10 protein-coding genes are annotated in these 13,419 nt (G+C 64.3%); 7 read left to right on the top strand and 3 right to left on the bottom strand.

Annotated features, from left to right (window positions below):
• The first annotated feature begins 175 nt into the window (after window positions 1-175).
• Entirely contained in the window at window positions 176-1,537 is a 1,362-nt protein-coding gene (locus tag LTA6_RS02845) for an MFS transporter (RefSeq protein WP_404904177.1), read from the top strand.
• Between the two features lie 70 nt (window positions 1,538-1,607).
• Here the strand turns inward: LTA6_RS02845 and LTA6_RS02840 are convergent, their stop codons facing one another.
• Complete coding sequence (locus LTA6_RS02840) at window positions 1,608-2,618, bottom strand: LacI family DNA-binding transcriptional regulator (protein WP_407358587.1); 1,011 nt, start codon at window positions 2,616-2,618, stop codon at window positions 1,608-1,610.
• A 187-nt stretch (window positions 2,619-2,805) separates the two neighbouring features.
• Here LTA6_RS02840 and LTA6_RS02835 point away from each other — a divergent pair, with 187 nt between their 5' ends.
• From LTA6_RS02835 to LTA6_RS02810, 6 genes are all read left to right on the top strand, one after another.
• Complete coding sequence (locus LTA6_RS02835) at window positions 2,806-5,292, top strand: family 78 glycoside hydrolase catalytic domain (RefSeq protein WP_404904180.1); 2,487 nt, start codon at window positions 2,806-2,808, stop codon at window positions 5,290-5,292.
• Between the two features lie 66 nt (window positions 5,293-5,358).
• The gene (locus LTA6_RS02830; protein WP_404904181.1) at window positions 5,359-7,632 is read left to right on the top strand and encodes a glycoside hydrolase family 3 N-terminal domain-containing protein; all 2,274 of its coding nucleotides are present in this window, start codon (window positions 5,359-5,361) and stop codon (window positions 7,630-7,632) included.
• Window positions 7,629-8,048 carry a Gfo/Idh/MocA family protein gene (locus tag LTA6_RS02825; RefSeq protein WP_407358586.1) on the top strand — a complete coding sequence of 140 codons (420 nt, stop codon included), beginning with the start codon at window positions 7,629-7,631 and terminating at the stop codon, window positions 8,046-8,048. The genes LTA6_RS02830 and LTA6_RS02825 overlap by 4 nt, the downstream gene beginning before the upstream one ends.
• The gene (locus LTA6_RS02820; protein WP_407358585.1) at window positions 7,999-8,631 is read left to right on the top strand and encodes a Gfo/Idh/MocA family protein; all 633 of its coding nucleotides are present in this window, start codon (window positions 7,999-8,001) and stop codon (window positions 8,629-8,631) included. Before LTA6_RS02825 ends, LTA6_RS02820 begins: the two co-directional genes overlap by 50 nt.
• A gap of 34 nt (window positions 8,632-8,665) precedes the next feature.
• Window positions 8,666-11,191 (top strand): glycoside hydrolase family 2 TIM barrel-domain containing protein, encoded by a 2,526-nt coding sequence (locus LTA6_RS02815; protein ID WP_404904185.1) that lies wholly within the window; start codon window positions 8,666-8,668, stop codon window positions 11,189-11,191.
• Between the two features lie 11 nt (window positions 11,192-11,202).
• The gene (locus LTA6_RS02810) at window positions 11,203-11,976 is read left to right on the top strand and encodes an SDR family NAD(P)-dependent oxidoreductase (protein WP_404904186.1); all 774 of its coding nucleotides are present in this window, start codon (window positions 11,203-11,205) and stop codon (window positions 11,974-11,976) included.
• 179 nt (window positions 11,977-12,155) lie between these two features.
• On the opposite strand, the gene LTA6_RS02805 is transcribed toward LTA6_RS02810, so the two are convergent.
• Together LTA6_RS02805 and LTA6_RS02800 are read right to left on the bottom strand one after the other, a co-directional pair.
• Window positions 12,156-12,635 (bottom strand): HAD domain-containing protein, encoded by a 480-nt coding sequence (locus tag LTA6_RS02805; RefSeq protein WP_404904187.1) that lies wholly within the window; start codon window positions 12,633-12,635, stop codon window positions 12,156-12,158.
• 81 nt (window positions 12,636-12,716) lie between these two features.
• Window positions 12,717-13,397, bottom strand: coding sequence for a hypothetical protein (locus LTA6_RS02800; protein WP_404904188.1), 681 nt, complete (start codon window positions 13,395-13,397; stop codon window positions 12,717-12,719).
• Window positions 13,398-13,419 lie beyond the last annotated feature (22 nt).

Raw genomic sequence — 13,419 nt, 5'->3', positions numbered from 1 at the left:
CGCCTAACAACGGTGCGAGCGACACTTGATCGATTGCAACTTGCGCGCGCAAGTGCGACCGGCTACAGTCATGTCAACTTGCGCGTGCAAGTTACCGCGCAGGTCCCGAATCCTGAGCGGTTTGCCGTCTAGCAACCGTGCCGAGTTCGGTACCCCCTTCGACAATGGAGTCATCATGACCACGCCCTCTCATCCCGGCACTCCCGCCGAGGGATCAAGGACCGAGCTGCCGTCGCCACTTCCTCCCGCGCCTGGTGCGCTCCAGGAGGGCATCCGCACGGTTACGGGCCTCGTTCGTCCGCTTCAGGCCACGCGCTCATACATTTGGCTGCTCGTCCTGGCACAGTTCGGAATCTTCGTAGCGTTCATCACTCCGCTCGCGATCTCTCTTGCGGTGCGGGTGAGCGCACTGGCGCCGGGCTTCGAAGAGGTGTACCTGGGCTACATCACCGGGGCGGCCTCCATCGTCGTGATGATCATCACTCCTATTGTCGGAATCCTCAGCGACCGGACGCGCTCGCGTCTGGGTCGTCGACGTCCGTGGATCCTCGGCGGAATGCTCGTCGGCGTGGGGTCGCTGTTCGTCATGGGTTTGGCGCCGAACGTGCTTCTGCTCGGGGTGGGTTGGATCCTGGCTCAGATCGGGTGGGGCCAGGCCCTGGCCATCCTCACCACCTCGATGGCAGATACCCTCCCTGAGCACCAGCGCGGCAAGGTCGCCGGACTTGTCGGGTTTGCCACTCAGGTCGCACCCGTCGCCGGTGTGATTATCGCCGGCACTCTCGTCGCGGATTCGCTCCTGCTCTTCTTGGTCCCCGGCCTGGTGGGCGTCTTCTTCCTCACCCTCTTCCTGCTCTTCTCTCGAGAGCAGGACAGCCGCGAGATGATTATCTCGGGCGTTCTCACCATCGGAACGACGTTCCGGAAGTACCTGTTCAACCCTGCGAAGTACCCCGATTTCTCGCTTGTCTGGTCGGGCCGGTTTTGCTTCTACTTTGGGCTCACCCTGAACACCGCCTTCACCGCCTTCTTCTTTGCGGCTCGCCTGAACATCAGTGTCGAGGAGATCGCAGGCATTCTCGCCACTCTGAGCCTGGTCGGCATCGCAGCCACGACCATCGGGGCAATCGGTGGAGGTTTCCTCTCCGACAAGCTGCGCCGCCGTCGGCTCTTCGTTCTCCTGGCATCCGTGATCTTCGCCGCGGGCGTCGTGACGGAAGCTGTCGCGACGGACATCACGATGCTCTTCGTCGGATCGCTCATCGCGTCCGTGGGCATCGGAGCGTTCTCTGCAGTGGATCAGGCGCTCCTCCTGGACGTCCTTCCCGAGCGTGACACGGATGCGGGTCGATTCATGGGAATCGCCGGATTCGCCACTGCCATTCCGCAGGCGATCGCGCCGTTCGTTGCTCCGCTCATCCTCGCGATCGGGGTGACTTCGGCCGGGGACAAGAACTACACCTTGCTCTACTTCATCGCCGGAGCGATCACTCTGGTCGGCGGTCTCATCGTGATGCGAGTTCGGCAAGTGCGCTGAGTCGACAAGATGGCGGGGCCCGCAGCGACTAGCGTCGCTGCGGGCCCCGAGGGTGTGGATGTGAGCCCGACTACTCCTGAGTGGTCGGGGTCACGGATGTCGACGCTCGGGCAATGAGCTTGACCGCGGACGTCTGCTCCCACTCCGGAGTCGGCGTTTCATCCATCGCATGAATGGCCAGAGCGGCGAGGTAGTGCCCCAGGCCTGTCGAGTCGATCCGAACACTCGAGATACGCGGCTCGAACATCAGCGCCATAGGGGTGTCGTCATGTCCGATGACCGCGAGGCTCTGAGGCACAGCAATCTCCGCACGCGCGGCGGCCCCGATGATGGCCGCTGCGACATCGTCATTGAACGCCACCACACCTGTGATGCCGGCTTCGATCCATTCCGAGACGGGCGGATCGACCTCAGAAGCTGCAGGATTGAGCTCGAGGGTAGCGGGCGTCTCGAGACCGAGTTCGATCGCTGCGGCCGTGGCCGCTTCCTCGCGGGCGTCCGCGAGCTCGAACAGCCGTGGATCGCTCGGTCGGGCAAAACCGAGCCGACGGTGGCCCAGGTCGTGAAGATGCTCCACCTGTAGTCGAGGCCCGCCCTCGCTGTAGCGAACCTCCGAGACTTCCTCAGGGTCCGGGACGATTCGCTCGACTCCCGCTGCGCGCATTGAGTCGATCAGCGTGTCGGAGAACGGGAAGAGGCCCATCACGACGTCCGGCTGCAGCGTCTCCCACAGCGGGCGTGCGCGCGCCCCTTCGTGCGGCGTATAGGTGATCAGCGCGTACCCGTGCTCATCGAGCGCGTGGGTCGCCTCATCGATGTTCTCTCGAAGGCTGTACTCGATAGGCCAGTCCGGAAGAACGAGCAGTACGAGGTGACTTCGTCCACTGGCCAGAGCCCGCGCAGCGATGTGTGGCCGATACCCTAGGCGTCTCGCTTCCGCGAGCACGCGCTCGGTCGTCGCTGCAGAAATCGTCTGCCCGGGGGTCTCGTTGAGAACGAACCCCACGGTCGCTCGCGAGACTCCGAGTGATCGAGCGATGTCTGCCGCGGTTACCCGACGGCGTGATTTCTGCAATGCCACTGTCGCTCCTTCGTTGCAGGGTGTGCTCCTCACCAAGTCCACCACAGCAAGGAACAGTCTGCAGGATTGACTTGTGCGCGCTAGCACTCATGTTATTCTGATTGTTCACTAGCTCGCGCTAGTCAGTCAGACAATGGAGTCTCGGCAGCCCGACTGTCGAAGCTCTCACTCAAGGAGCGCCGATCCGATGCCCGAACCCCGATCCGCAAGTTTCGTCAGCCCGCCCTCTGCACAGGGCGCCGTTGGGGAACATGCCTCGTACCTCCGCAAGGAGTTCGTCGCGTCGAGCGTCCCCCGCCGCGCCACCCTGCGGTCCACCGCCGTGGGACTCATCGAGCCGCACCTCAATGGTGCCGTGGTTGGCGACGAGGTCCTCGCACCCGGATGGACCTCATACCGGCATCGGCTCGTCGTGAGTACCCACGACGTCACTGACCAGATCACAGCAGGAGCGAATGTCATCGCCGCCGTGCTCGGCGAGGGGTGGGCCATCGGACGTTTGGGCTGGGAAGAGCGACGTCACCACTATTCCGATCGTCCTGCGGCGTGGTTCGAACTCGAGATCGAGTATGCCGATGGGAGTCGCGACACGATCGTCAGTGACACATCGATGACAGCGTCACGCGGCGGAGTAGGCGCGAACAGCATCTATGACGGGGAGACGTTCGACGCTCGCAACGAGCCGGATGGATGGGATCGGCCGGGCTTTGACGACAGCGAGTGGGGTCCGGTCGAGGCCTTCGACTGGCCGCTCGATGCCCTCACGGAGCCGATCGCGCCGCCGATCCGCCGCATCGAAGAGCTGACGCCGAAACAGACTCTGCGCACGCCTTCCGGCAAGCTCGTCGTCGACTTCGGGCAGAATATCTCTGGCTGGGTCCGTCTCACCGTTCAGGGCGACCCCGGGTCGACGATCACGCTGCGCCATGCAGAAGTCATGGTCGACGGGGAGATCGAGATCGAGACGCTGCGCACTGCTGCGGCCACCGATCAGTATGTTCTCCGTGGTGGTGCGGTTGAGACGTGGGAGCCGCGATTCACGTTCCACGGCTTCCGATACGTCGAGGTAGACGGGTGGCCTGGTGAGTTGGCGGACGACGCGATCCGAGCAATCGTCGTTCACTCCGACATGACCCGGACGGGATGGCTGACGACCTCCAACCCGCAGTTGAACCAGCTGCACTCCAACGCCGTGTGGTCCATGCGCGACAACTTCGTCGGCATCCCGACCGATTGCCCGCAACGTGACGAACGCCTCGGTTGGACCGGAGACATCAACGCGTTCGCTCCCACCGCTGCCTTTCTCTACGACGTCCGAGGTGTGCTCGGATCCTGGTTGAGAGATCTCGCCGTCGAGCAGGCGGAGAAGGGGTTCGTGCCCTGGGTCGTGCCGGACGTCCTGTCGACCCCTTCCTCTCCGACGGCCCTCTGGAGCGACGTGGCCGTGAGCCTTCCCTGGGCGCTGTACCGCGAATACGGCGACGAAAAGATCCTCGAGGACGCGTATGTGTCGATGAGCACATTCATCCGCCAGGTAGCCGACCTCCTCGATGACGACGGGCTGTGGAGCACCGGCTTCCAATACGGCGACTGGCTCGACCCCGACGCCCCCGACGACAACCCCGCCGGCGGCAAGACCGACCGCCACCTCGTCGCGGGCGCCTACCTGTGCCGCACCACACGCGAGATGGCGGACAGCGCGCGCATCCTCGGGCACGACGATGACGCGGCAGAGTTCGACGCACTCGCGTCGAGGGTGCGCGAGGCTTTCCGCCGCGAGTACGTGAGCCCGAACGGCCGCCTGGTCAATGAGACGGCGACCGCGTACGCGCTCGCGATCTCGTTCGGGATCCTCGATGAAGAGCAGACGCGCCATGCGGGTGATCGCCTGGCAGCCGTGGTCGCGCAAGCGGGCTATCGCATCTCGACCGGATTCGCGGGAACGCCGCTGGTCACGGATGCTCTGACCTCGACTGGACACCTCGACGAGGCCTACCTCCTTCTCCTGGAGACGAAAGCCCCGTCGTTCCTCTACCCCGTGACCATGGGCGCGACGACGATCTGGGAGCGATGGGACTCCGTCCGCCCGGACGGAACGATCAACCCTTCTGGGATGACTTCACTGAATCACTACGCGCTCGGCGCGGTGGTCGACTGGATGCACCGCACGATCGGCGGCCTCACGGCGACCGCCCCCGGGTACCGCCGCATGCGCATCGCCCCTCAGCCCGGAGGCGGGCTAACCCACGCCGACCTGACGCACGACACGGTGCACGGCAAGGTGTGTGTCTCCTGGCGGATGGACGGCGAGCGGGTCTCTGTCGATGTGACCATCCCCGAGGGCACCACGGCGGAAGTGGCACTGCCGATGCACCCCGATTCTGCGGTCATCGAGGTCAGCGGAGGAGACCACGCGTGGCAGTACGACGTCGCAGCCGTCGCAGATCGTGCCCCGCTGAGCCTGGACTCCACCCTTCGCGAAGTGTCCGACGACCCGGCTGGGTGGCACCGCTTCACCGAAGCCTTCGCCCGTCACTACCCGGGAGTCCCCCTAGACGGGAAAGCCCCCGAAGCTGCAGGGATGTCCATCCGCACAATGCTCGACTACGTGCCCGGTGCCTCTGACCAACTGCGAGATGAGCTGCAGAGCGCTCTCGAGGGAACATCCCGCTGAGCCCCACCTCGCAACCGCGCGAGCCCCTGATCACCACCGCTCTCTCACGCTTCCACGGAGGAACCGATGACTGTCCTGCCCTACCGAGACCCCAGCCTGCCCGTCGACGAACGCGTCGAGGACCTCCTCTCACGACTCACCGTCGAAGAGAAGGCCGGCCAGCTGACGCAGTATTTCTATACCGGCGATGGTCAGCCCATTCCCGACGACTTCGATATCGACTCCCTTCCCCCGGAGCATCGAATTCACGTCGAGCTCCCCGCGCTCATCGAAGCTGCGATCCGTTCCGGTCGCGCTGGCTCTCTGCTGTTCCTGCGTGACCCTGCGCTAAGCAACAAGCTGCAGAAGTACGCCGTTGAAGAGTCGCGTCTCGGCATCCCCCTCCTGTTCGGCTTCGATGTCGTCCACGGGTGGCGAACGATCTTCCCCGCCCCGATCGCCCTTGCCGCGACGTGGTCGGAGCCGACGGTCGAAGCTGCACAGGCGGCGGCCGCGCGGGAGGCTCGGGCAGCGGGTGTGCATTGGACCTTCGCCCCGATGATCGACATCGCCAGGGATCCTCGATGGGGCCGCATCATCGAGGGCGCCGGCGAGGATCCGGTGCTGGCCTCTGCGATGGCCGCAGCTCAAGTGCGCGGCTTCCAAGGCGATCTCGGAACCGATCGCCTGCTCGCTGGCCCCAAGCACTTCGTCGGATACGGCGCCTCCCGAGGCGGCCGCGACTATGACGACGCCGAGGTGTCGGACCACGAGCTCTGGAACGTCTACATACCGCCATTCCGCGCCGCGATCGACGCTGGCGCGGGAAACGTTATGAGCGCGTACATGGACCTCAACGGTGTCCCTGCGGCAGCGAGCCGGACCCTGCTCACCGACATCCTTCGAGATCAGCTCGGCTTCGACGGGTTCGTCGTCTCGGACGCGAACGCCGTGCGTTCCCTCGCCGTTCAACACTTCGCAGAGGATCACGCCGACGCCGCGGTTCGGGCTCTTGAAGCCGGGCTCGACATGGAGATGTGCATGTACGAGCCGGCCTTCGACACCCTCCCGCAGGCCGTCGCAGAGCGAAGAGTGAGCGAGAGCGTGCTCGACGCCGCGGTGCGACGAGTGCTGACCGCGAAGTTCCGCCTCGGCCTGTTCGAGAACCCCTACGCGGATGAGGCGGGCACCGCGGCCGCTTTCAACGCTCCCGAGAACACGGCTCTCGCCCGCTCGGTGGCAGAGGCGTCGATCGTTCTTCTCAAGAACGATGATGCCGCGTTGCCCCTGGATGCCTCCGCTGTCGGGCGCATCGCGGTGATCGGACAACTCGCCGACAGCAAGCGCGACCTTCTCGGACCGTGGGTGTTCGACCACGATACCGACGAGACCGTCACCATCGTCGATGGGCTGCGTGACTCGCTCGGCGGCGCCCGGATCGGCTACGAACCGGGCGCCGGAATCCCCGAACGCATCCACCCATCCATGTTCGATGTGATGGACACCACCGTGGAGCGCACGCCCGAAGATCACGACGATGACGCCGCTATCGACCGCGCGGTCGCCCTCGCCGAAGGCTCCGACATCGCGATCGTCGTCGTCGGACAGCGACAGAACCAGATCGGCGAGAAGTCGTCGACCAGCACGCTCGACCTGCCGGGCCGTCAGCTCGAGCAGCTCCAGCGAATCCATGCCACGGGCACCAAGGTCATCGTGGTCGTCGTCTCCGGACGTCCACTCGACCTCCGCTGGGCTGACGAGAACGTGCCGGCGATCGTGCAGGCGTGGTACCCGGGGACCCGGGCCGGCGAGGCGGTGGCATCCGTGCTTCTGGGCGCGACGAGCCCGGCCGGTCGCCTGCCTTTCACATGGCCGCGGCATGTCGGGCAGGTTCCGCTCGTCTACGCACACAATCGCACCTTCCTCCCGGAGGAAAACGACGCGCGGTACTACGAGGAATCGAACGCACCCCTCTATCCGTTCGGTCACGGACTGTCGTACTCGACGTTCGAATACAGCGATCTGCAGCTGGACCGGTCACGCATCTCGCGAGGCGAGTCGACCTCGGTCAGCGTCGTCGTCACGAATATCGGCGGTCGGGAGGCCGACGAGGTCGTCCAGCTGTACATTCACCAGCGACACGGGACATCGACGCGTCCGGTGCGAGAGCTGAAAGGCTTCCGCCGCATCACGCTCGCAGCCGAGGAGTCGCGTCGCGTCGAGTTCGAACTCGGGCCCGATCAACTCCAGTACTGGAGTGCTGTCACTTCGTGCACCATCCAAGACGCCACGACCTTCGATGTGGCGATCGGCGGCGACTCGACCGCGCCATTCGCGGAAACGCTCACGGTGACAACATGACCGACCGACCTGCTGCGTTCGGATGGGCGATCCTCGGGACGGGAACCGTGTCGCACTCGGTGGCTTCCGACCTGAGCGCCGTCGATGCAACGCGGCGGGTCGGCGTCTGGTCACGCGACGCGGAAAAGGCCGAGTCGTTCGCAGCGATGCATCGATTCGAGCGAGCATTTGATTCGATCGACGATGTGCTTGCCGCGCCGGTCATTGACATCGTCTATATCGCGACACCGCACGCAACGCACGCCCGTCTTGCGATCGCGTCCCTCGAAGCGGGAAAGCACGTACTCGTAGAAAAGCCGATCGGCGTCAATGCCGACGAGGCCAAGGCCATCGCAACGGGCGGCGGAAGCGAACGGTCGTTTCGCCATGGAGGCGATGTGGATGAGATTCGCGCCCGCGTATGTGGCCTTGCGTGAGGAAGTGGCGAACGGGGCGCTCGGCGACATCAGCGGCGTGCGTGCCGCTTTCGGGCTGCCTTTCGGTCATCCGCAGTCGGAGCGCTGGAGTAGCGACCTTCGCAGCAGCACGCTTCTCGACCAGGCCATCTACGCTGTGACGCTTGCTCGGGACTTTCTCGGTGAACCGCTGAATGTGACAAGCGGAGCGACCGTGAGAGCAGACGGTGTTGATCTCACGCTTCACGCAACACTCGAGTACGCCGGAGGCCGGTTCGCGCAACTCGCGGCATCCATGGTGACGTACCTCGAGCCCACCGCCGCAGTGAGTGGCACGAATGGGTGGGCAACCGTCGCGCCGCCTTTCTGGGCCACCGATCGATACCGCCTGCACTCGGGCGACCTCGGCGAGGCGTTCGGCCAACCCGCAGATCGTGTGTTTCCGCAGCAAGGTTTCGGATACGTGCCGATGCTCCGCGCTGTCCATCAAGCACTGTCCACCGGCGCGACTCAACACTCGCACCATCCTCTGTCCGACAGCATCGCGGTACTGGAAACGCTGGACATCCTCCGCTCCGAATGGGCAGTCACGGCGTCCGCCTGACTGCCTCTCCCTCGATCCTTCTCGAAAGGCAGCAATGAGCCGTTCACCCCTCAACACCAACTGGACGTACCGCCCCAAGACCAGCATCTTCGCTGACGCGCATGGGCAATCGTCGCCCGGCGTGCCGGTTCACCTGCCGCACGACGCGATTATCTCGCTCGAGCGGCATGCCGATGCACCCAGCGGCGCCGCCGGCGCGTTCTTCCCCGGCGGCGCATTCGAATACCGCACCACGCTCGACGCGCCACTCGATTGGCGCGACAAGCACGTCGCCCTCGAGTTCGAGGGCGTCTATCGCGACGCGATGATCTACGTGAACGGCGCCTTTGTCGCCCAGCGTCCCAACGGGTACGCCGCATTCATCGTCTCCCTCGACGGCTACTTGGAGTACGGCGCTGAGAACACTATCCGCGTCGACGCCCGCGCTCACGCAGACTCTCGCTGGTACACCGGCGCAGGCATCTACCGCGAAGTTCACCTCTGGGTCAGCGAACGAATACACATCCCTGAACAGGCGGGCGTCCAGGTCATGACACCGGACGTCGACGACGAGCGGGCCGTGGTGAGCGTCGTCACCCGCGTGACCAACACGGGCACCTTGACGCGCACAGCAACCGTGACGACAGAGATCCTTGACCCCCAGGGTCGAATCGTCGGCCTCGAGAACAGCCCCGTCACGACGTTCCCTCAGACAGAGGCGACCGTAAGGCAGCGCATCTACGTTCCCGCTCCGCAGCGGTGGAGCGTCGATAACCCTGCGCTCTACACCGCACGTACCACCCTCGACGGCATCTCAGACACGTCCGAGACTCGAACCACGCCTTTCGGCATCCGCACGCTGCAGCTCGATCCCGCCCATGGTCTCCGCATCAACGGTGACACCGTGAAGCTACGCGGCGCATGCATCCATCACGACAACGGGATCCTCGGTGCAGCCACCTTCGCAGACGCTGAGGAGCGCCGCGTCCTCCTCCTCAAAGCCGCGGGGTTCAACGCCATTCGCAACAGCCACAACCCCATGAGCGTCGCCATGCTCGATGCGTGCGACCGCCACGGCATGCTCGTCATGGACGAGACGTTCGACATGTGGGCCGAATCCAAGTCGCCCTTCGACTACTCGCTGGCATTCCCCGAGTGGTGGGAGAGAGACGTGGAAGCAATGGTGGCCACGGACTTCAACCACGCCAGTGTGATCATCTACTCGATCGGCAACGAGATCCCGGAGACGGGCAACGCGATCGCGAGCCAATGGGGACGGAAGCTCGCCGAGAAGGTCCGTGAGCTGGACGACACACGCTACGTGACCAACGGCATCAACGGCTTCGTGTCCGCGCTGAGCGAGATCACCGACATGATCGAGGCCGTCGCCGCAGACACCGCTGCCTCGAGCGAGACTGCGGATGCCGAGGCCGACGGCGGAGTAAACGCCCTCATGGGGAGCACCGAAGACTTCATGGACTGGGTCGCGACGTCCCCGCTGGTCACCGCAGCCACGGCAGAATCGTTTGCAGTCCTCGACATCGTCGGCCTGAACTACGGGGACGCCCGGTATGAGATGGAGCGCCACGAACACCCCAATCGCATCGTGGTCGGGACTGAGACGTTCCCGTCGCGCATCGACCGCAACTGGAAACTCGTGACAGAACACCCGCACGTGATCGGGGATTTCACCTGGTCCGGATGGGACTACCTCGGCGAGGTCGGAGTCGGGCGCGTGAAATACGAAGGCGAACCCGACGCATTCGATGGCGAATTCCCGTGGCTGACGTCCTGGTCTGCAGACCTCGACATGACCGGGCACCGCCGCCCGATGTCGTACTACCGCGAGACCGTCTTCGGCTTGCGCACCGAGCCCTACATCGCCGTGCGGCGACCTTCGAACCACGGACGTGCGTTCACACTCGGACAGTGGAGTTGGACGGACGCCGTCTCCAGCTGGAGCTGGAACATTGAAGATGGCTTCCCGATGGCGCTGGAGGTCTACAGCGACGCCGACGAGATCAGGCTCCAGCTCAACGACCGTGTGATCGCCACACAACGCGTTGGTGCTCGACGCGCGTTCGTGGCGGACTTCGAGATCCCGTTCGAATCCGGCGCTCTCACGGCGGTCGCCCTTCGAGACGGCGAAGAAGTCAGTCGCTCCATCCTGAAATCAGCTGCTGGCGAAGCGCTCCTCGATGTCCGACTCGACAAGACCACCGCAGAACTCCGAGACGGAACGCTCTTCTTCGCTGAGATTGAACTTCGCGACGGCGGCGGGAGCCTCATCAATGACGCCGATCGTCCAGTCACGGTGACGGTGACCGGGGCAGGGTCGCTGGCGGCCTTCGGCAGCGGCCGCCCTCGCACTATCGAGCGCTTCGATCAGAACACCCACGGCACCTACGACGGTCGTGTGCTCGCGGTCATCCGCCCCGATCGCGCGGGCACGATCGAGATCGCGGTCGCCGCAGAAGGCACCCCCGAAGTCATGGTGCGTGCGGAGGTACGCGAACACGGTCCCTCGCCTCGGCCGGAACGCAACACGCTGTCCGCACACTCCGAATCGATCCCCGCATGAATGGAGCACGAATGACGGCCCGACTCGCCGACAAGATCATCATCGTCACCGGTGCCGGCTCTGGCATCGGACGAGGCACCGCCCTCCGACTGCTCGATGAAGGCGCGAACGTCGCCGCGCTCGACCTGCGCGAAGAAGACCTCGCTCACCTCGTCGATGCGGCACCGGAAGACGCGCGCTCGCGACTCCTCATCCACCGCGTCGACATCGCGGACGAGGAGTCCGTCCGCACCGCGGTCGCAGACGTCGTCTCTCGCTTCGGACGACTCGACGCGATCGTGAACGCCGCGGGCATCCTCTACGGGGATCACACTCACGAGATGACCCTCGACCGCTGGAACCGCCTGATTCAGGTGAACTTGACCGGCACGTTCCTCATGGTGCGAGAAAGCCTTCCCCACCTCTTGACGACGGCGAACGGTGTCATCATCAACTTCGCTTCCACCTCGGCGTTCTTCGCGCACCCCTACATGGCCGCATATGCCGCGACCAAGGGGGCGATCGCGTCATTCACGCACTCGGTCGCCCTCGAATACGCCAGGCAAGGACTTCGCGCAGTCAACATCGTGCCCGGAGGGATCACGAGCGGGATCACCAACACGACCCCGCAGAACCTGCCTGCAGACACGGACTGGACCTTGCTCGAGCACCTCGGCGCTCCGCTGAACGACGGACGAATGGGCAGGCCTGAAGACGTCGCAGGAGTCATCGCCATGCTGATCTCGGACGACGGCGCCTTCATCACCGGAACGGAGATCAGGATTGACGGCGGCGCGCACACTTAGACGCCTCGGATGTCATCCGGTCAGGCCTCGGACGTCGTCATCAGGATGGGATGCGGTGACGCCTGCCCGTTCTTCCCTGGCAAGCGATACGAGGACTGGAAGCTCGACGACCCTGCCGGTCAGGATCGAGCAGTTGGTGAGCGAGCTGGTCTGAATCCCACTCAGAACCAACTGAGACTTCAGCGGTTCTGATCAGTGCGCTCGAGAACGGCGGCGATTCCGTCGACGTCCTCGAGCGTGAGACCCACATGTTTGTTCGGCCGCACGACGAACGAGGGAACCTCGGTCATTCCCGTGAGCCGTCGTTCGGCATCGTCTGGCGCACGGTCGTCCGCCCAGGCGACGGCGGCTGGCTTCACGTCGCGCACGTATGAGATCAGGCTTTGCAGTCGCCAGCCCTGTTTCGGCCAGTTCTGCCAGGGCACGTAGGGGCCTGAAAGCTTGCCGCGAAGAGGTTCCTGGATGAGCCAAGCGACTTGATCGTGAGGCCACGTTGTCAGCCACGCAACGTCAACTTCAGTGCCCTCGACGAGCGCGTCGAGGGCATCGACCACGTCATCGTCAACGCTCATCCACGAACGCCAACCAGGCTCGTCTTGATGCAGAACGCGCTCCTCGTCTCCGTAGATCCGAGAAATAGTTCCGTCGACGTCGAGCACGAGAAGCCTACGTAGGCGTTGCCGAGCTGACGGTGGCACGCTCTCGGCTCCTTTTGGTCATCGTGCGCCGGTCAAGACACTTTAAAGCGGAGCATCCCAGGTCGCGATCGTGAGCTCGACGCGCTCCTCCTCGGATGCGTTCACTGTAATACGGGCATAGTTCCCGGACTGCAGGCGGATGCAGACGCGTCCATCCAGGCGATGAGGCTCAATCGTCTTCGTCGGAGCGTAGCCGGTGGCAACGGCGCAGGTCTCGTATGAGGCTTCTCCTTCGGGAAGTCGGAGTACGTCGATACCCCATAGCGACGTGAGGACTCCGTTTGCGAATTGGAGGGTGTCCTTCTGGATCCGATCAGCACCGTTTCCGAAGTTGGGGAGCGTCGAGTTCAGGTCGACCGAATCGCCGCCGGCGGCCAAAGTCACGGTGCCGATGTTGCGTGCATCAGGAACCTGCTCCGGCGGGATGCTCGGCGGGAGCGCGGCGAGGAGTTCGCGGTTCTCTGCGCGGAGGTCCTCGACGATCTCCTCGCGATCAGTGAGCAACGCCTCGGCGGTCGCCACATCTTGGTGCAGCCCATTGATCGTGGCGTTGAGATGCGCGACGTCTGAGTTCAAGCTTGTCACCCATACCCCGAGCGCGACGCTCACGATCGGCGCAACTACGGCTAGCGAGTTCGCGATCACGCCGAGCACGCTGGAATGCCGGCCCAATCGGAGATTGCCGCGCTCGACACGTAAAGGATTGAAAGAAGTCTCAGGCATGAATCGCATACTGGATCCTGCC

This window comes from Microbacterium sp. LTA6 (assembly GCF_045690355.1).
GTDB lineage: Bacteria > Actinomycetota > Actinomycetes > Actinomycetales > Microbacteriaceae > Microbacterium.
This window is presented reverse-complemented; position numbering and strand designations above follow the sequence as displayed.